This window comes from Sphingomonas sp. BGYR3 (assembly GCF_025153455.1).
In the GTDB taxonomy this organism is placed as follows: Bacteria; Pseudomonadota; Alphaproteobacteria; order Sphingomonadales; family Sphingomonadaceae; genus Sphingomonas.
The window spans coordinates 1-18737 of sequence record NZ_JANZNT010000001.1 but is presented as its reverse complement, the minus strand read 5'-3'; the positions used below and the strand labels follow the sequence as shown (position 1 = coordinate 18737).

The 18737-nt window shown below is 65.1% G+C and carries 21 protein-coding genes; 8 read left to right on the top strand and 13 right to left on the bottom strand.

Annotated features, from left to right (window positions below):
- Window positions 1–146: 146 nt before the first annotated feature.
- From grxD to NYR55_RS00065, 9 genes are all read right to left on the bottom strand, one after another.
- Window positions 147–470: a Grx4 family monothiol glutaredoxin gene (gene grxD, locus NYR55_RS00105; RefSeq protein WP_260019228.1), complete on the bottom strand. Its 324-nt coding sequence runs from the start codon at window positions 468–470 to the stop codon at window positions 147–149.
- 4 nt (window positions 471–474) lie between these two features.
- Entirely contained in the window at window positions 475–714 is a 240-nt protein-coding gene (locus tag NYR55_RS00100; RefSeq protein WP_260019227.1) for a BolA family transcriptional regulator, read from the bottom strand.
- A gap of 5 nt (window positions 715–719) precedes the next feature.
- Window positions 720–1046: a DUF1476 domain-containing protein gene (locus NYR55_RS00095; protein WP_260019226.1), complete on the bottom strand. Its 327-nt coding sequence runs from the start codon at window positions 1044–1046 to the stop codon at window positions 720–722.
- Window positions 1047–1122: 76 nt separating this feature from the next.
- Window positions 1123–2121, bottom strand: coding sequence for an NADPH:quinone oxidoreductase family protein (locus NYR55_RS00090; RefSeq protein WP_260019225.1), 999 nt, complete (start codon window positions 2119–2121; stop codon window positions 1123–1125).
- Window positions 2084–2713 carry a 3-isopropylmalate dehydratase small subunit gene (gene leuD / locus NYR55_RS00085; protein WP_260019224.1) on the bottom strand — a complete coding sequence of 210 codons (630 nt, stop codon included), beginning with the start codon at window positions 2711–2713 and terminating at the stop codon, window positions 2084–2086. The genes NYR55_RS00090 and leuD overlap by 38 nt, the downstream gene beginning before the upstream one ends.
- A gap of 39 nt (window positions 2714–2752) precedes the next feature.
- Window positions 2753–2878, bottom strand: a complete 126-nt coding sequence (locus NYR55_RS00080; RefSeq protein ID WP_260019223.1) for a hypothetical protein — start codon at window positions 2876–2878, stop codon at window positions 2753–2755.
- Window positions 2875–4320, bottom strand: coding sequence for a 3-isopropylmalate dehydratase large subunit (leuC, locus tag NYR55_RS00075; RefSeq protein ID WP_260019222.1), 1446 nt, complete (start codon window positions 4318–4320; stop codon window positions 2875–2877). The genes NYR55_RS00080 and leuC overlap by 4 nt, the downstream gene beginning before the upstream one ends.
- Before the next feature lie 69 nt (window positions 4321–4389).
- Window positions 4390–5637: a glycoside hydrolase family 5 protein gene (locus tag NYR55_RS00070; RefSeq protein ID WP_260019221.1), complete on the bottom strand. Its 1248-nt coding sequence runs from the start codon at window positions 5635–5637 to the stop codon at window positions 4390–4392.
- 58 nt (window positions 5638–5695) lie between these two features.
- Complete coding sequence (locus NYR55_RS00065; protein ID WP_260019220.1) at window positions 5696–6658, bottom strand: NAD(P)-dependent oxidoreductase; 963 nt, start codon at window positions 6656–6658, stop codon at window positions 5696–5698.
- Window positions 6659–6794: 136 nt separating this feature from the next.
- Between NYR55_RS00065 and NYR55_RS00060 the strand changes: the two genes are divergently transcribed.
- Entirely contained in the window at window positions 6795–8324 is a 1530-nt protein-coding gene (locus tag NYR55_RS00060; RefSeq protein WP_260019219.1) for a peptidase S10, read from the top strand.
- 24 nt (window positions 8325–8348) lie between these two features.
- Here the strand turns inward: NYR55_RS00060 and NYR55_RS00055 are convergent, their stop codons facing one another.
- The 3 genes from NYR55_RS00055 to NYR55_RS00045 are packed head-to-tail and all read right to left on the bottom strand — an operon-like array spanning window position 8349 to window position 10578.
- Complete coding sequence (locus NYR55_RS00055) at window positions 8349–8999, bottom strand: CoA transferase subunit B (protein WP_260019218.1); 651 nt, start codon at window positions 8997–8999, stop codon at window positions 8349–8351.
- A complete protein-coding gene (locus tag NYR55_RS00050; RefSeq protein WP_260019217.1) occupies window positions 8999–9874 on the bottom strand; it encodes an HAD family acid phosphatase in 876 nt (291 codons plus the stop codon). Before NYR55_RS00050 ends, NYR55_RS00055 begins: the two co-directional genes overlap by 1 nt.
- Window positions 9871–10578 (bottom strand): CoA transferase subunit A, encoded by a 708-nt coding sequence (locus tag NYR55_RS00045; RefSeq protein WP_260019216.1) that lies wholly within the window; start codon window positions 10576–10578, stop codon window positions 9871–9873. Before NYR55_RS00045 ends, NYR55_RS00050 begins: the two co-directional genes overlap by 4 nt.
- A 150-nt stretch (window positions 10579–10728) precedes the next feature.
- Between NYR55_RS00045 and NYR55_RS00040 the strand changes: the two genes are divergently transcribed.
- Together NYR55_RS00040 and NYR55_RS00035 are read left to right on the top strand one after the other, a co-directional pair.
- Window positions 10729–11139, top strand: a complete 411-nt coding sequence (locus NYR55_RS00040; protein ID WP_260019215.1) for a hypothetical protein — start codon at window positions 10729–10731, stop codon at window positions 11137–11139.
- A 40-nt stretch (window positions 11140–11179) separates the two neighbouring features.
- The gene (locus NYR55_RS00035) at window positions 11180–12838 is read left to right on the top strand and encodes a thiamine pyrophosphate-binding protein (RefSeq protein ID WP_260019214.1); all 1659 of its coding nucleotides are present in this window, start codon (window positions 11180–11182) and stop codon (window positions 12836–12838) included.
- Here the strand turns inward: NYR55_RS00035 and NYR55_RS00030 are convergent.
- Entirely contained in the window at window positions 12832–13980 is a 1149-nt protein-coding gene (locus tag NYR55_RS00030; protein ID WP_260019213.1) for a M48 family metallopeptidase, read from the bottom strand. The two genes, NYR55_RS00035 and NYR55_RS00030, sit on opposite strands and share 7 nt — an antisense overlap.
- A gap of 412 nt (window positions 13981–14392) precedes the next feature.
- Here NYR55_RS00030 and NYR55_RS00025 point away from each other — a divergent pair, with 412 nt between their 5' ends.
- The 5 genes from NYR55_RS00025 to NYR55_RS00005 all read left to right on the top strand — a co-directional run.
- Window positions 14393–14632, top strand: a complete 240-nt coding sequence (locus tag NYR55_RS00025; protein ID WP_260019212.1) for a hypothetical protein — start codon at window positions 14393–14395, stop codon at window positions 14630–14632.
- 213 nt (window positions 14633–14845) lie between these two features.
- A complete protein-coding gene (gene cysD / locus NYR55_RS00020; RefSeq protein WP_260019211.1) occupies window positions 14846–15775 on the top strand; it encodes a sulfate adenylyltransferase subunit CysD in 930 nt (309 codons plus the stop codon).
- A complete protein-coding gene (gene cysN, locus NYR55_RS00015) occupies window positions 15775–17697 on the top strand; it encodes a sulfate adenylyltransferase subunit CysN (protein WP_260019210.1) in 1923 nt (640 codons plus the stop codon). Before cysD ends, cysN begins: the two co-directional genes overlap by 1 nt.
- Window positions 17694–18476: a 3'(2'),5'-bisphosphate nucleotidase CysQ gene (locus NYR55_RS00010; protein ID WP_260019209.1), complete on the top strand. Its 783-nt coding sequence runs from the start codon at window positions 17694–17696 to the stop codon at window positions 18474–18476. Before cysN ends, NYR55_RS00010 begins: the two co-directional genes overlap by 4 nt.
- A gap of 139 nt (window positions 18477–18615) precedes the next feature.
- Window positions 18616–18737: hypothetical protein (locus NYR55_RS00005; RefSeq protein WP_260021497.1), on the top strand; the 122-nt coding region annotated here is incomplete at its 3' end.

Below are 18737 nucleotides of genomic sequence, written 5' to 3'. Positions count from 1 at the left end.
AAGTACGCTTCAATGGCGGGTCGATGACCATCCGATCTCTCATCGGCCCGCCAACCCGCTATCGCCCCAGGACAAACAAAAACGGCCGGCCGCGCCCGGATATGCCGAACGCTGACCAGCCGCTTTTACGCGTCAATCTGGAAGGATCAGTTCGCGTCCTGACCCGCCACCAGCGCGGCAAGTTCGCCGCTTTCGAACATTTCCATCATGATGTCCGACCCGCCGACGAATTCGCCGCGGACATAAAGCTGCGGGATGGTCGGCCAGTCGGAATATTCCTTGATCCCCTGACGGATGCCCTGATCCTGAAGCACGTCGACGCTTTCGAACTCGGCACCCAGATGGTTCAGGATCGCCACCGCGCGGCTGGAAAATCCGCACTGGGGGAACAGCGGGCTGCCCTTCATGAACAGCACCACGTCGTTGGATTTTACGAGCCCGTCGATGCGGGCATGGGTATCGTCGCTCATTGCCTTACTCCTTGACCGGCACGGCCGTTGTCAGTTGCAGCGCGTGCAGCACGCCGCCCATCCGCCCGCCCAGCGCGGCATAGACCGCCTGATGCTGACGCACGCGGGGCATTCCGCGGAAACTCTCGCTCGTCACCCGCGCGGCATAATGGTCGCCATCGCCGGCCAGATCGGTAATTTCCACCTCCGCATCGGGGATCCCCTGCCGGATCAGCGTTTCGATCTCGCTGGCTGCCATCGGCATCGGCGTCAGTCCTGCGCTTCGATCAGCTGTCGGCGCGCCTCGATCGTCATCAGATCGAGCGCAGCCCGGATTTCGGCGTCCGAAATCTCGACGCCCGCGCCGGTCAAATCGCCCAGCAGCTTGCGCACGACATCCTCGTCGCCCGCTTCCTCGAAATCCGCCTGGACCACCGACTTGGCATAGGAATCGGATTCCTCCGGCGTCAGGCGCATCTTTTCGGCCGCCCATTGGCCGAGCAGCTTGTTGCGGCGGGCGTTCACCCGGAACTGAAGCTCGTTGTCATGCGCAAACTTCGCCTCGAAAGCCCGTTCGCGGTCGTCAAAAGTCGTCATTCGGTCGCATCCCCTGTGCGCTGATCCTGTCCATTGTGGCAGATAGGCAGCATGAACGCGGCTGGCAACGGGGCGATCAGTCCATCGTGACGACCAGTTTGCCGATCACCTGACGTGCGGCCATGCGGGCGATGGCATCGCCGCCGCGTTCAAGGGGAAAGGTTTCGCTGATGCGCGGGGCAATCCGCCCTTCCCGCCAGAGCGCGAACAGCGTGTCGACATGGGCGCGGTGCGCCGCCGGATCGCGCATCGCAAAGGCACCCCAGAACACGCCGCAGACATCGCAGCTTTTAAGGAGCGTCAGATTGAGCGGCAGTTTCGGGATGCCCGCCGGGAACCCGACGACCAGATAGCGCCCAGCCCAGCCGATCGAACGGAGCGCCGGTTCGGTATAATCGCCGCCCACCGGATCATAGATCACCTCCGCCCCGGCCGCACCGACCGCCGCCTTGAACTGTTCCGCCAGCGCGCGCTGACCATCCCGGTCAAGCGGACCGCGCGCATAGACGACGACTTCGTCGGCCCCGGCCTGCCGCGCCGCCTCCGCCTTTTCCGGGCTGGAAACCGCAGCGACGACCCGCGCGCCGAACGCCTTGCCCAGTTCCACGGCGGCAAGGCCGACGCCGCCCGCCGCGCCCAGCACCAGCAGCGTCTGGCCGGCAGCGATGCGGCCGCGATCGACCAGCGCATGGATGCTGGTGCCATAGGTGAGGACGAGCGCCGCCCCTTCGGCAAAGGACCGCCCCTCGGGCAGGGGCAAAAGCTGGGCTGCGCTGACGGCGATCCGGTCCACCATCCCGCCATGGCCCGGCACGGCCATCACGCGGTCGCCCACCGACCATCCGGTAACGCCCGGCCCGATGCTGTCGATCACGCCCGCGATTTCACCGCCCGGGGCAAAGGGGCGCTGGGGCCGGAACTGATACTGATCCTGAATGATCAGGACGTCGGGATAATTGATCGCACAGGCGTGAACCCGCACCACAACCTGCCCCGGACCCGCCACCGGATCGGGGAGGTCGGCCAGTTCCAGAGTTTCAGGTCCGCCCGATTCCCGTGACAGCAAGGCCCGCATCACCGCTCTCCCGCTTGATCCAGGGCCGCTTGGCAGCGACCATGGATTCATAATTCGAAATTGCGGTATCTTTTGCCAGTGTCATCCCGATTTCGTCCAGCCCCTGCATCAGGCACTGGCGACGAAAGGGATCCATGGTGAATTCGTACCGGTCCTGAAAGGCGGTCGTCACCGTCATCGTTTCCAGATCGATGGTGATCGCGTCCGTCCGCGCCACTTCGACCAGCCGGTCGATCGCCGCCTGGGGCAGTTCGACGGTAACGATGCCGTTCTTGAACGCATTGCCGGAATAGATGTCGGAAAAGCTGGGCGCGATCACCGCCCGGATGCCCATGTCGGCCATCGCCCAGGCGGCGTGCTCGCGGCTGGACCCGCAGCCGAAATTCTCGCCCGCGATCAGGATGGGCGATCCGGCATAGCGGGGATCATCGAACAGGTTGCCCGGCTCTGCGCGCACGGATTCGAACGCGCCCCGCCCCAGCCCCTCACGGCTGACGGTTTTCAGCCAATGGGCAGGGATGATGATGTCGGTGTCGATATTCTTGGCGCCCCAGGGATAGGCGCGCCCCTCGACCCTGGTCACGGCTTGCATCGCTGGGCAGCTCCGGTCTGGCGTTGGCGGCAGGCGCCGTTATTCGGTGGTTTCGGCAACCGCTTCGGTGACCGGGGTACGGCCCTTGGCAGCGGAGGCGGCATAGGCGGCGGCGATGCCGCTGATGATGGTGCCGGCGACAAGCAGCACGATGACACGCTTCATGAACGATCCCCTCCCATCAACTCCCTGACATCGGTCAGCCGCCCGGTCACTGCTGCTGCGGCGGCCATGGCGGGCGACACGAGATGGGTTCGTGCGCCCGGCCCCTGCCGTCCTACGAAATTGCGGTTCGAAGTGGAAGCGCAGCGTTCGCCGGCCGGCACCTTGTCCGGGTTCATCGCCAGGCACATGGAACAGCCCGGTTCGCGCCATTCGAAGCCGGCGTCGGTAAAGATGCGGTCCAGCCCCTCTGCCTCCGCCTGCCGCTTGACCAGCCCCGATCCAGGCACGATCAGCGCCTGCCGGATGCCGCTGGCAACGCGGCGACCCTTTACCACGGCGGCGGCGGCGCGCAGATCCTCGATCCGGCTGTTGGTGCAGCTGCCGATAAAGATATGCTCGACCGGCACGTCCTGCATCCGCGTGCCGGGTTCCAGGCCCATATAGGCGAGCGATTTGCGGGCCGCCTCGCGCTTGGACGGGTCGGCAAAGCTGTCGGGATCGGGGACGCTGCCGGTGATCGGCACCACATCCTCCGGGCTGGTGCCCCAGGTGAGCGTGGGGGCGATATCCTGTGCATCGATCCGCACGACCCGGTCATATTCGGCGCCGGGGTCGCTGGCCAGCGTGCGCCAATAGGCGACGGCCCGGTCCCACTGTTCGCCCCGCGGCGCCATCGGCCGCCCCTTCAGATACGCGAACGTCGTGTCGTCCGGCGCGATCAGGCCGGAACGCGCGCCCCCCTCGATCGACATGTTGCTGATGGTCAGCCGCCCCTCGACCGACAAAGCGCGGATCACGTCTCCGGTATATTCGACGACATAGCCGGTCCCGCCGGCAGCGCCCGTGCGACCGATGATGTGCAGCACGACATCCTTGGCCGTGACGCCCGGCCCCAGCGTACCGTCGACCCGGATTTCCATGGTTTTCGATTGCTTGAGCAGCAACGTCTGCGTGGCGAGCACATGCTCCACCTCGCTGGTGCCGATGCCGAATGCGAGCGCCCCCAGCGCCCCGTGCGCGCTGGTATGGCTGTCGCCGCAGACCAGCGTGGTGCCCGGCAGGGTAAAGCCCTGTTCCGGCCCCACGACATGAACGATTCCCTGCCGTTCGCTGAGCGCGTCGATATAATCGATGCCGAATTCCGGCGCGTTGCGGCGCAGCGCCGCCAGCTGCTGTGCCGAGGCGGGATCAGCGATCGGCAGTTCTTGGCCCGCCGCATCGACCCGCGCCGTTGTCGGCAGATTATGGTCGGGCACCGCCAGGGTCAGGTCCGGCCGGCGGACGCGGCGGCCATTGGCGCGCAGGCCGTCAAACGCCTGCGGGCTGGTCACCTCATGCACCAGATGCCGGTCGATGAAGATCAGGCAGGTGCCATCGTCCCGGCGCTCGATCACGTGATCGGCCCAGATTTTCTCGTACAGGGTCAGCGGTTTGGAGGCCATGATGCCGCTCCCTTAACCTTTTCGGTCGCAGGAGCAAGCATCGGCGACATTTTCGGGCGTGAAGCTGGCCTATTTCCCCGCATCGACAATCGCGTCGATCAACGCCGGATAGGCTTCCGCCCCCGTCGACCGGTTGAACAGCCCGAACGCATGGTTGGTGGTATAGCCATTGTCCCAGTACATCGGGACCAGCCCCCGCTGACGCGCCGACCGGGTGACATAGCGGTTCCACGCGGTGCGATAGGTGCCGGACGGATCATATTCCGTACGCAGGATCGCGCCATATTCGCCAAGGATGACCGGCACGCCCTTGTCCACGAACGTCGTTTTCATCTTGTCGAACTGCGCGTCGGTATAGGCCTCTCCGCCCCAGTTGGGAGTGTTGGCCGGATTGGTCGCACCCGATCCCCATTGCCATAGCGTGCTCTTTTCATTGAGCGCAAAGTCGAAGGGGTCGTAATAATGGACCTCCATCATCAGGCGGCCCGATGCGCTGTCCACCGGCAAGGTGGCGTTGCACGCGACGGTGAAATCGATGTTGGTGTTATAGCCCTGAATCACCAGGAAGCGGTTGGCATTGTTGCCGCCGGTCGCCCGCACGGCCTCAACAAACGCCTGATTGAACCCGCGCTGGACCGTGCAGTTTTCGGTCGTCGGCGCGGAATAAACGTCGGTGACCATGATCTCGTTCGTGCCGGCAAAGACCAGTCGATCGTCATAATCGCGAAACCGGGTCGCAATTTGCGTCCAGTAACTGCGCAGCCGGGCCGTCGCCTCGTCCCGCGCGGCATTGGTGGGCTGTAGCCAGCCGCCGTCCCAGTGGACGTTGATCATCACGGTCAGGCCAGCGGCGCGCGCATCGTCCACCACCTGTTGCACCCGATTGAGCCACGCGGCGCCGATCCGGTCGCTGCCATCGGCATATTGCCGCCAGGCGACGGGGATGCGGACGCTCTTGAACCCCGCTGCCGCAACGGCATTTAGCAACTGGCGGTTGACCGCGGGATTGCCCCAATGGGTTTCCTGGGAAACGGTGAACGGCGCGCCGGTGGCATTGATCGCCTCCAGCGAGTTACCGAGGTTCCAGCCCGGCGACATGGCGGCGGCGAAGCTGGTTGCTGTCGTCGACGGTGACGGAGAAGGCGACGGCGCAGGCGCAGGTGCGGGCGGCGCAGGCGGGCTGACCGTCGGGGCGGGCGTTGGCGCTGATGCGACCGGCCCGGCCGATGCGCTACCTCCCGACCCGCCGCAACCGGCGACCAGCAATGCCGCGGCGCCCAGCAACGGCAGGCGCGCCCGTACCGAAAAACCCTTCATAACCCCTCCACTGCGGCGTTTGGTCTATCCCCGCTACCGCTAACATTTATCATATCTTTCAGGGTTGGGAAGAGCATGTGACCGGCCCGACATAATCCGGGTCGTGGGCAAAGGGCATTCGCGCGCCGGTGCTGAGCGCGGACAGGATCGATGCGAAATCGGTGTCGAAGCGAAAGCCGAGGTCGCGCTGGATCGCGGCGGAATCATAGACGCGGCCGATGCTGGACGGCAGTTGCCAACCGCGTGCCGCATAGCGGGCAGCGGCGTCGGGAAAGTGCCGGGCGATGACGGCGGGCGCATCCTGTTTCAGCGCCGCCGCCTCATCACGGCTGAACGGCGTCGGCGCGCTGACCAGATAGGTCGCACAGCCGATCCGGGGCGCGGCGTCCAGCGCAGCAATATGGGCGCGTGCCGTATCCTCCACTGTCAGGCGGCGGTTGAGAAATTCGTTGGCCTTCAGATTTTCGCCCGGCGGGTCGCCATGGGTGTCGTCATCTTCGGGAAAGAAACGCCCTGTTCTCAGGATGATGGCGTTCAACCCTTGCGTGGCATGGTAAAGCCGGACGAGCTGTTCCGCGGCATATTTGGTGACGCCATAGATGTTGCGCGGCTCAATCGGCCCGCTGGTTTCATCCAGCCAGACGGCGGCATCCCCCGCCTCGTCCCGGATCGCCTGGCTGATCATCAGGGATGTGGTGGAGGTAAAGACGAACCGGTCATGCCCGGCCGCGACCGCCGCCTGGAGCAGGTTGAGCGTGCCGGTGATGTTGACGTCGACAAATGCCTGCGCCGGATAGCGCGCGATATCGGGCTTGTGCAGCGCGCCGGAATGAATGACCGCCCGGACGGCGTGTTCGGCGAACACCCGGTCGATCAGCGCGCGGTCGGCGACCGATCCGATCACCTGTGTATCCGCGCCCGGCGCGACGTCGAGGCCGACGACCCGGTGCCCCGCATCGCGCAGCATCGGGGCAAGGAACCGACCAAGCCAGCCGGATGAACCAGTGAGCAGGATCGTCATGGACCAGGACGAGTGGCAAAAATCGCCGCGACTGTCGAGCGATGCGACGCCCGCGTGCCGGGCGGCATCCGCATGGCTTGCATGGCGTCGGCACGCGGCTAAGCTGATCGAAATCAATGGGGGAAATCACCGACCGATGCGTTCAGCCATTTTAGCCGCCAGCCTTGCCGCCTGCACGCTGATCCTGCCTGCCACCGCCCAGACGCCGCCCGCCGCCGATAAGGCCGCCGACAAGGCAGAGGCAAAGGGCGATGCCGCCATCCCGCCGCCAGTTCGGTCCGAAACGCGGCACACCGGCACCTTTGGCGGCCAGCGGATCAGTTATCGCGCGATTGCGGGCGACACCTATCTGAAGGACAAGGACGGCAAGCCGCTCGCATCGATCACGTCCTATACCTATCTGAAGGACGGGCCGGTCGATCCCAACCGGCCGGTGACGTTTCTGTGGAATGGCGGGCCGGGTTCGGGATCGCTGTGGCTGCATATGGGCGCATTCGGGCCGCGCCGCGTGGTCGTGCCCGGCGATGCAAAGGATGACGGCGCCCCGCCCTTTCCGGTCATCGACAATGCCGAATCGCTGCTAGACGTCACCGACCTGGTATTCATCGACCCCGTCGGCACCGGGTTCAGCCGCGCGCTCGGCAAAACCGACCCCAAGGATTATTGGGGCGTGACCCAGGACGCCAAGTCGATGGCGGAATTCATCCGGCTGTGGCTGAATGAACATGGCCGCTGGAATGCGCCCAAATATATCGGCGGCGAGAGCTATGGCACGACGCGATCGGCGGCGGTGATCCGCGAGCTGGAGGGCAGCTATACCGACGTCACGGTCAACGGTATCATCCTGATTTCCGCGATCTTGGATTTCAGCCAGGCAGCGGATTCGCCGGGGAACGAGCTGGGCTATGTCACCAACCTGCCCAGCATGGCGGCGACCGCATGGTATCATGGCAAGGTGGCGGACAAGCCCGCGACGGTCGAGGCGTTTGTCGAGGAGGCACGCGCCTTTGCCATCGGCCCCTATGCCACCGCGCTGCTCAAGGGTAACAGCCTGAGCCAGGCGGAGCGACAGGCGATCCTGCCGCAGCTGTCCCGCTTTACAGGGGTCAGCCAGGCGTATCTGGCCAATGCGGATCTGCGGCTGACGCCCGGCCGGTTCTATAAGGAGCTGCTGCGCGATCGCGGTCAGACGATCGGGCGGCTGGATACGCGCTATACCGGCCGCGACTATGACAATGCGGGCGAGGAGCCGGACAATGACCCGAGCTTTTACGGCATCGACGGCGCCTATACCGCGGCGATGAACCAATATGCGCGCGAAGTGCTGAAATACTCGCCCGACGTCACCTATTCGGCGATTGGCGGCGTGCGCGACTGGGACTGGAAGATCGGCGGCCCGCGCGGCGGCGAGGGCTATCTGAACGTCGCGCCGTGGATCGGCCAGGCCTTGCGCGAAAACAGCCGCCTGCGCGTCTGGGTGGGTCAGGGCTATTATGATTTCGCCACGCCGTTCTTTGGCGCGGAATATTCATTGAACCGCACCGGGATGCCGACGGACGGCCGCATCCAGTGGCATTACTATCATGCCGGGCACATGATGTATGTGCGCGACGAGGATCTGAAGAAACTGTCCGCCGATCTGCGCGCCTTTATCCGGGCGCGCTGACCGGCGGCGCTGGCGGCGGCCGGTTCAGGCGGCCGCCAGCGCGACCTGATACTCGGCGGTGGTCTTTGCCGCGACCTCGTCCACCGTCACGCCGGGGGCAAGCTCGATCAGCCGGAACGGCGACTGATGATCCGCGCGCTGGAACACGGCCAGATCGGTGATGATCATGTCGACCACGTTCCGCCCGGTCAGCGGCAGCGTGCATTCGGGGATGAACTTGGGCGATCCGTCCTTGGCGTTATGTTCCATGACGACGATGATCTTCTTGACGCCGGCGACCAAGTCCATCGCCCCGCCCATCCCCTTGATCATCTTGCCGGGGATCATCCAGTTGGCGATGTCGCCGCCCTGGCTGACCTCCATCGCGCCCAGCACGGTCAGGTCGATATGGCCGCCACGGATCATGGCAAAGCTGTCGGCCGAGCTGAAATAGGCGGAATGGGGCAGCTCGCTGATCGTCTGCTTGCCCGCGTTGATCAGGTCCGGGTCCTCTTCGCCCGCAAACGGGAACGGACCGATACCCAGCATCCCGTTTTCCGATTGCAGCGTCACCGTGACGCCTTCGGGAATATGGTTCGCCACCAGCGTCGGGATGCCGATGCCCAGATTGACGTAGAAACCGTCGCGAAGCTCGCGCGCGGCGCGGGCAGCCATGTCATCGCGGGTCCAGGCCATTACTCGCCCTCCTTTGGCGTCCAGCGTTTGTCGGCGGGGAACAGGTCGTCGAACCCGGCCCCTTCCCATGCGCCATAAAGCGCGTTGGGGATCAGAAACCAGCCATTGCCCCAGAGCGACGCGGTCGCCGCATCCTGCGCCAGCGCCCGGCGCGCAGGCGTGGTCAGCGCCTTGTCGTTAAAGGCATCGGCAAAATCGCCCAGATTGTCGCCCGCCATCGCGATGACACAGTATCGGGTATTGATAGCCGCCCGGCGCGGGTCCTTGGCCGAGCCGGGTGCCACATCGCCCTTCAGGAACAGGGTTTCGCCCGGAACCGCCCCGGCGATGCCGACCGATGCGAGCGCGGCGGCAGTGGCGGAAGCGGCCGCGCGATCGCGGTTGGAATTGAACACGACGGTGACGCCGGCGGCGCGGATCGCGGCAATACCATCGATCACCCCGGGAACAGCCTCCACCTTTTCGGCGCCGCCCTGTTCCCACTGGCTCCATCGAGCCGGGTCGAACGGCGGATCGCCGCGCACGGCACTGTCGTAATTGGCCCCGGTGTTCAGCAGTACCGTTTCGTCAATGTCGTAAACGACGGCGCGCGGACGGTTGCCGCAATCGGCAAAGCGCGGTGCGGCGGGCGTCGATCCGGCGGCCAGCACCACGCTGGATGCCGGCCCCTTTGCGTGCGCGGCGACAAAGGACGCCATCGCCAGATGCGCCTGCCGCGACAGGACCGCTGCCTCGCCCGATCCGAGTTGCCAGCGATACTGGCGGCCGGGCTGTTCGGGGCCGCTGGTGGTCGTGCCGGCAGCGCGCGGCGGCGGCGTGACCGCACAGGCGGACAGCGCGGCGGCAGCAGCGGCAAGCGAAAGCGTTCGGATCACGCGGCCGTCCGCTCACGCACGGTGCGGAACTCGATCTTCTTGTCGTACGGCGCGCCGACGATCATCCGCTTTACGTAAATGCCGGGCAGATGGATGTGATCGGGATCGAGCGAGCCGACGGGCACCACTTCCTCCACCTCTGCCACGCAGATATTGGCGGCGGTCGCCATCGGCTGATTGAAGTTGCGCGCGGTCTTGCGGAAGATGAGGTTGCCCATCTCGTCCGCTTTCCACCCCTTGATGATCGCAAGGTCGGCGCGGATGCCGCGTTCGAGGATGTACTCCTCGCCGTCGAACACCTTGACCTCCTTGCCCTCGGCCACTTTCGTGCCGACGCCGGTCCTGGTGTAAAATCCGGGGATGCCCGCCCCGCCCGCCCGGCACCGTTCGGCCAGCGTGCCCTGGGGACAGAATTCCACCTCAAGCTCGCCGGCCAGATACTGCCGCTCGAACTCCTTGTTCTCGCCGACATAGGACGAAATCATCTTTTTGACTTGGCGCGTGCGCAGCAGCTTGCCCAGCCCCTCGCCGTCGATTCCGGCATTGTTGCTGGCGATGGTCAGATCCCTGACGCCGGCATCGCGGATCGCGTCGATCAGCCGTTCCGGAATACCGCACAGACCGAACCCGCCGGCACAGATCGTCATGCCATCGCGCAACAGACCGTCCAGCGCCGCCGCGGCAGTGGGATAGAGCTTGTTCATCTGCGAATCTCTCCCGTCATCGCCACAGCCGATAGGCACTGGCCCGTTGGCGGGTCAAGCAACCTGACCGCGCAGGGTGTGTGCGCAATACCTAACCGTTCCGGTGGTTTCGCTTACCGATGATTAACGACAAGCCGCTATGCCGCCCCAATGCAGGGCAGTTATTCGATCGAAATCGACGGTCAGCGCAATCTGGCGCGAATGACGCTGAAGGGTTTTTTCAACCCGGCGCTGCTTCAGGCGTTCATTACCGAGCGGAACGCGCTGTATGCTCGATTGTCGCCCGGCCACGTGACGCTGGCCGATGTGCGCGAAATGCAGATCCAGTCGCAGGAAATGGTCGAGGCATTCCGCCGGATGCTGAACGACCCCCATGTGCAATCGCGCAAGCTCGCCTTTGTCACCGCATCCTCGCTGGCCAGGATGCAGCTGATCCGCGCGGCCGAGGCACGGGTCGCCCGGTTGTTCGAATCGGTCGAGGCGGCCGAGCGGTGGCTGATGTCCGACGATGCGGGCGAACCGCTGGCCCCCAATCTGCGCAGCCTGGTGATCGATCGCTGACCCTCTTGGCCAAACCGGCGCTGTCCGGTTAGGATCGGGGATGACGATGAACCGAACGGGCGGCCGGATCCTGGTCGATGCCCTGATCACCCATGGTTGCGACCGCCTGTTCCAGGTGCCGGGCGAAAGTTTCCTGGCGGTGCTGGATGCGTTGCACGACACCGCGGCCATCGACGTCGTCACCTGTCGTCAGGAAGGGGGCGCGGCGTTCATGGCGTGCGCCGATGGCACGCTGACCGGACGGCCGGGCATCTGTTTCGTCACGCGCGGGCCGGGCGCGACCAATGCCAGCATCGGCGTTCATGTCGCGATGCAGGATTCCATCCCGATGATCCTGTTCATCGGCGATGTCGATCGCGGGATGCGGGACCGGGAGGGGTTTCAGGAAATCGACCTGCCCGCGATGTTCGCGCCGATCGCCAAATGGGCGACGCGGATCGAGGATGCGGCGCGCATCCCCGAATATGTCGCGCGGGCATGGTCAGTGGCAACGAGCGGACGGCCCGGCCCGGTCGTCATCGCCCTGCCCGAAGACATGCTGTGCGACCGGGTTGCCGCAACGGACCGGCCCGCGGCAGCGCGCGTGGACCGGCCGCTGGACCCCGCCGCCTTTACCGATGTGCTGGACCGGTTGAGAACGGCCGAGCGTCCCGTGGCGATCGTCGGCGGCGCGGGATGGGACGAGGCGACAGGTGGCGCCTTTGACTGTTTCGCGCGCAGCTGGGGCATTCCGGTTGCCGCAGCCTTTCGCCGGCAGAACGCGATTGCCAATGACAGCCCCGTCTGGGCCGGCAATCTTGGCTATGGCCCCAATCCGAAACTGGTCGAGCGGATCCGGTCGGCTGACCTGATCCTGGCAGTCGGGCCGCGGCTGGGCGAGGCGACGACGGACGGCTACACGCTGATCACGCCCGACCATCCCGGACAGACGCTGATCCATGTCCATCCCGATCCGGGCGAGCTGAACCGCGTCTATCGTGCGGACATCGCGGTCGAAAGCGCGCCCTTCCCCTTTGCCGCGATGCTGGCCGCAGCCGAGCCGCCCGCCACCGCCCGGCGCGCAGGCGCGGATGCCCATGCCGAATGGCTGGACTGGTCCACCCCGCGCGTTCGGGACGGCGTGGCCATGGACCTGGGCCAATGCGTCCTGGCGATGCGCGAGCGGATGGGCGCGGAAGAGACGATCATCTGCAACGGCGCCGGCAATTTTTCCGGATGGTGGCATCGATACTGGCGATACGGGATGCAACCCAGCCAACTGGCCCCGACCTGTGGTGCAATGGGCTATGGCGTGCCGGCCGCCGTTGCGGCGGCCCTGCGCCATCCCGACAAGCAGGTCGTCGCCGTTGCCGGCGACGGCGATTTCCTGATGAATGGACAGGAACTGGCCACCGCGGTCCAGCATGGTGCGAACCTGATCGTCATCCTGGTGGACAATAGCGGATACGGGACGATCCGGATGCATCAGGAGCGTGAATATCCCGCCCGGATCAGCGGCACGCGGCTGAACAATCCCGATTTTGCGGCGCTTGCCCGCGCCTATGGCGGCTGGGCGGAACGGGTGGAGCGGACCGCCGATTTCTCGCCCGCACTGGACGCGGCACTGACGCGGCCCGGCCTCAGGCTGATCCACTGCGTGACGGATATCGACGTGATCTCACCCGGCACGACCATCGCGGCGCTGCGCGCGGCTCACTGATCCGTTTCGGCGGACAGCAACGTGCGCCATTTGCCGGTGAGCGGGCGATGGCGATGGGCGAGCAGTGCGGGCGGCCGGTCATCGCCCTTTGGCGCAAGCAATCGCGCTTCATCCTGCATGATCGCAATCCGCTGGCTGGCGGGGGGATGGGTGCGGCTGCGGGCAAGGCCGAACGAGCCCGTCTCCCGCTCCACCATCGGCCAGACGACGGCGCCGCGCGCAGGGTCATAGCCCGCCCGCGCCAGCAGATGCACCGCAAGCCGGTCGGCCTCCATCTCGGTTTCGCGGAACAGACCGGCATTGCGGCCGAAACCGGATACCAGGCCCCAGCGGGCACCCGCCGCCTCCAGCCGTCGCCGATGGTGCAGCATGTTGTGCGACAGTTCATGCGCGACGATCACGGCAAGGTCGGCATCGTCCATCCGTTCCAGCCAGCGGAAGCCGATCTGGACTAGGCGGCCATCGGCCTGCGCTTGCAGAGCGTTGGACAGGTCAAGTTCGAACCGCGTGCGGCAGGCGGGAACCGGCGTAACCGTGACATCCAGCGGAGCGGCCCCCTTGCGGGCGAGGCGCATCGGAATGCCCTTTTCCGGAGGCAATTCGGCCACCCCGCGATCGATGCGGTTGACCCGATCGGTGGGTTCATCGCCAGGATGCGTGGCAAGATCGACGGCGCCAACGGACAGGACGAGATCTCCCGCCCGAACGCCCGCCCGGTCGGCCGGGCCGCCGCCGACCACCGCCACAACCGCCGGGTGGCCATCAAATCCCACCGCTGCCTCGACTGCTGCGCGGCCGGAGGCGTCATATTGTTCGGCCGTGTGAAGCGACCAGCCGATGCCCGGCTGAACTTGGTCGCACCACGGCCGGGCAGCGATGGCCAGTCGCAAGCCGATCGCCTGCAACCGGCTTTCGGCGTGTTCGAGCGAGGATCGCTCTCCCTGGGCGGTAAAGCTTGCCGGATCGACCGCAGGCCGATCGGCCGAAACAGGAACCGCCGCATGCTCCGGGTCCCTGGCGATGCCGCTTGCCCCGGTCAGGGCAAGAGCCGCGAACGACAGGCTGGCAGCGATGATTGCGGGCCGACGAAGCTGAACGAGCATCGCCGCGATATGCGGCGGCGAGGATCGCGGTTCAACCATTGCGGCGCAGCGTGTTAGCGGAAACAGCGCCCTGCCGGCCATCGCGTTTTACTCGACAGAATTGAGATATGTTGCGCAATGGCAACAGAACATGCCGGAATTACACGCAAACCGACGGTCGTTTCGCGCATGACCGGTGTTTTGCCAATAGAGTCGACAAAAATTGGCGGTTTTCTTGTTCGATTTACGACGGAACGATCGAAAATGCGGCAGTACGTTTCGATTTAACGATTGATTGACAATAAATCCGTAGGTGATTTGCTCGGGCTTGTGGAGACTAGGCCCGGGACAGGCATTTTTTGAGCTTGCTGCGGGGCAGCAAATCCGTTAACCGGATCTCGGCTCATGGAATCTGCAGGTTCCACGGCATCGTGGATGCCGGAGTCTACAAAGGGAGTATCTTATGCGCATTATGAAACTCATGACGGCTGTTGCCGCTCTGTCGGTTGCCGCGACCCCGGTCGTTGCCGCCGAAGCAAACTCGGCAGCCAAGCTGTCGGTCGCCAAGGTTGCCCGTCAGGCGACCCCGGCGAAGAAGGCCAGCCGCGCTGAAGGCAGCACGGGCATCATCATCGGTGTCGTGGCTGCTGCTGCCGTTGTCGGTGGCATCATCATCATCGCTGATGAAGATGACAGCTCGGACAGCAACTGAGTTTTGCTGAGTTGAGACGGAACAGCGGCTGCCTCTGGCGGCCGCTGTTTTTTTGTGCGTAACGCAGAGCTGATGCACCCACACGATAACCGCAAGCTCGACATTGATCGGTCGATCTCGTCACCGGCATGAAGCGGAAGCTGCCGCCGGGCGTTGCAAACCCTAAACATAAAGTTGGTAGCGGCCCGGATTTGCCGCGCTTAGGTGGCTGGCATGGCATCAGCACCGGATTTCCCCTCACTCACCCATCTTCAACGCCTGGAGGCTGAGGCAATCCACATCCTGCGGGAGGTGGTGGCTGAGGCAGAGCGGCCAGTGATGCTCTATTCCATCGGCAAGGATTCGGCGGTGATGCTGCATCTTGCCAAAAAGGCATTTTACCCCGCCCCGCCGCCCTTTCCGCTGCTGCACGTCGATACGACGTGGAAGTTCCGGGCGATGTACGACCTTCGCGAACGATCGGCCGCTGCGGCGGGGATGGAATTGCTGGTCTGGCAGAATCCGGAGGCGCAGGCGCGCAGCATCAATCCGTTCGATCACGGCCCGCTCCACACCGACATGTGGAAGACGGAGGGGCTGAAACAGGCGCTCGACCATCATGGCTTCGATGCGGCATTCGGCGGTGCGCGGCGTGACGAGGAAAAGAGCCGGGCCAAGGAACGGGTGTTCAGTTTCCGCACGGCCGCCCATCGCTGGGACCCCAAGAACCAGCGACCGGAACTGTGGCACCTCTATAACGCTCGCAAGCACAAGGGCGAGAGCATCCGCGTCTTTCCGATCTCCAACTGGACCGAGCTGGACATCTGGCAATATATCATGGCGGAGGGGATCGAGATCGTCCCGCTTTACTTCGCGGCGCCCCGCCCGACCTTTGAGTGGGAAGGTCAGCTATTGATGGCCGACGATCCCGAACGGCTGGAGCGCGTGCTGGGCCGGATGCCGGACATCACTATGCGGTCGATCCGGTTCCGCACGCTGGGCTGCTTTCCGCTGACGGGCGCGGTGGAAAGCACGGCGGCGACGCTGAGCGACGTGGTGCAGGAAACGCTGCTGACGACGACCAGCGAACGTCAGGGCCGCGTCATCGACAAGGATGCCGGCGGGACGGGCATGGAAAAGAAAAAGCAGGAAGGGTATTTCTGATGCAGGATGCCCCCGCCTACACGCCCGACGCGCTGATCGCCGAGGATATCGACGCCTATCTCGACCTCAACCAGCGCAAATCGCTGCTCCGCTTCATCACTTGCGGCAGCGTGGATGACGGCAAATCGACCCTGATCGGGCGGCTGCTGTACGATTCCAAGATGATCTTCGAAGACCAGCTCGCCAGCCTGGAGGCGGATTCGCGGCGGGTGGGCACACAGGGCGGGGCAATCGATTTTGCCCTGCTGGTAGACGGGCTGGCGGCCGAGCGCGAACAGGGCATCACCATCGACGTCGCCTATCGCTTCTTTGCCACCGAAAAGCGCAAGTTCATCGTCGCGGATACGCCCGGGCACGAGCAATATACGCGCAACATGGTGACGGGTGCGTCCACGGCCGACCTTGCCGTCATCCTGATCGACGCGCGCAAGGGCGTGCTGACCCAGACGCGGCGGCACAGCTATCTGGCGTCGCTGATCGGCATTCGTCACATCGTGCTGGCGGTGAACAAGATGGACCTGATCGGATATGATCAGGCGCGGTTCGACGCGATCGTTGCGGATTACCGGGAATTTGCCGCGTCCATCGGCATCGAGGCGTTTCTGGCCATCCCGATTTCGGGTCTGGGCGGCGACAATATCGCGGCGCGGTCCGATCACACCCCATGGTATTCGGGCCCGACGCTGATCGAGCATCTGGAAACGGTGGAGGTCGACGGCGCGCGCGACCGGGCGCGGCCGTTCCGTATGCCGGTGCAATGGGTCAACCGGCCCAATCTGGACTTCCGCGGCTTTGCCGGGTTGATCGAGAGCGGGATGGTCAAGCCGGGCGATCCGGTGCGCATCCTGCCATCGGGCCGGACCAGCCATGTCGACCGCATCGTCGCCATGCCGTCCGATCTGACCGAGGCAGGCGCTGGCCAGTCGGTCATGCTGACACTGACGGACGAGGTGGATTGTTCGCGGGGCGACGTCATCGCCGCGGCTGGCGATCCGCCCCAGGCCGCCGATCAGTTCCTGACCACATTGGTCTGGATGGATCAGGCGGAATTGCTGCCCGGCCGCGCCTATTGGCTGAAAATCGGGGCACAGACCGTCAGCGCGACGGTACAGCCGCCCAAATGCGCCATCGACGTCAACACGATGCAGCGGCTGTCGGTCAAGACGCTGGGCCTGAACGATATCGGCGATGCAGAGGTCTATCTGGACCGGGCGGTCGCATTCGAACCCTATGCCGACAATCGCGCGCTGGGCGGGTTCATCCTGATCGACAAGCTGACCAATGCAACGGTCGCGGCGGGCATGATCCGCTTTGCCCTGCGCCGCAGCCAGAATGTGCATTGGCAGGCGGTGGACATCAGCCGCGATGCCCATGCCCGGCAAAAGGGGCAGGAACCGCGCCTCCTTTGGTTTACCGGCCTGTCCGGTTCCGGAAAATCGACCATCGCCAACCTGGTCGAAAAGCGGCTGTTCGCACTGGGCAAGCACAGTTTCCTGCTGGACGGCGACAATGTGCGCCATGGCCTGAACCGCGATCTGGGCTTTACCGATGCCGACCGGGTGGAGAATATCCGCCGGGTGGGTGAGGTGGCCAAGCTGATGACCGATGCCGGGCTGATCGTGCTGACGGCGTTCATTTCCCCCTTCCGTGCGGAGCGGGAAATGGTGCGCGCGATGATGGGCGATGGCGAGTTCGTGGAGATCTTTGTCAACACGCCGCTGGAGGTGGCGGAGGCGCGGGACGTGAAGGGCCTGTATGCCAAGGCGCGTGCCGGCGGGCTCAAGAACTTTACGGGGATCGACAGCCCCTATGAAGTGCCGGAACGGCCCGAGATCATCGTCGATACAGCGCGCGAGACGCCGGAGGCCGCGGCCGAGCGGATCGTCGATCATGTGCTGGGCGCCTGGGCGCCGGTGATATGAGCGCCGATGCGATGACCGATGTCGAGCTGGCACGGTCGATTGCAGAGGCGGCGGGGCGATTGCTGATGGATCTGCGCGCGGCGGGCGACCTCGCCGACGAGGCGCTGGGCGCAGAGGGCGACCGTGCGGCCAATGCGCTGATCCTGGAACGACTGGCAGAGGCGCGCCCGGACGACGCCGTGCTGTCAGAGGAATCCGCCGACAGCCCGGATCGGCTCAACCGCAGCCGCGTCTGGATCATCGATCCGCTGGACGGCACCCGCGAATATCGCGAGGGGCGGGACGATTGGGCGGTCCATATTGCCCTAGCCATCGACGGCAAACCGGCGATCGGCGCGGTCGCGCTGCCCGCGCTGGGCCGGGTGCTGGACAGCGCAGAGGTGCCCCCTGCCCCGCCCCCGGCCAATCCCCCCCGCATGCTGGTCAGCCGCAGCCGCCCCGGCGCGGATGCGATGGCGGTGGCCGAGGCGCTGGGGGCCGAACTGGTGCCGATGGGATCTGCCGGAGCAAAAGCGATGGCGGTCGTGCGGGGTGAGGCGGACATCTATCTGCACAGCGGCGGGCAGTATGAATGGGATAACTGCGCCCCCGCTGCGGTTGCGCTGGCGGCCGGGCTGCACGCAAGCCGCATTGATGGATCGCCGCTACGCTACAACCGGGCCGATCCGATGCTGCCCGACCTGTTGATCTGCGCACCCGACCTCGCCCGGATCATCCTGCCGATGATCGAAACCGGCATGGCAAGGGCACCGGCGGAACAGGGTGACCCGGCCGCCTGAACGAGGGCAGCTCCTGCACCGACCATTCCCCGCGATTACGGCCGACGGCGAATGCTGCACGGCATAGCTTGCATTTGCACGACCCGGTCGGGCATGGCGATCCCGCAGCCCCTGTCCGGGCACTGATGGGATGATGACCATGAAGCTGGTGATGATAGGTTCGGGTTATGTGGGGTTGGTGTCCGGGGCGTGTTTTGCGGATTTCGGGCATGACGTGGTGTGCGTGGACAAGGACGCGGGCAAGGTAGAGTTGCTGCGTTC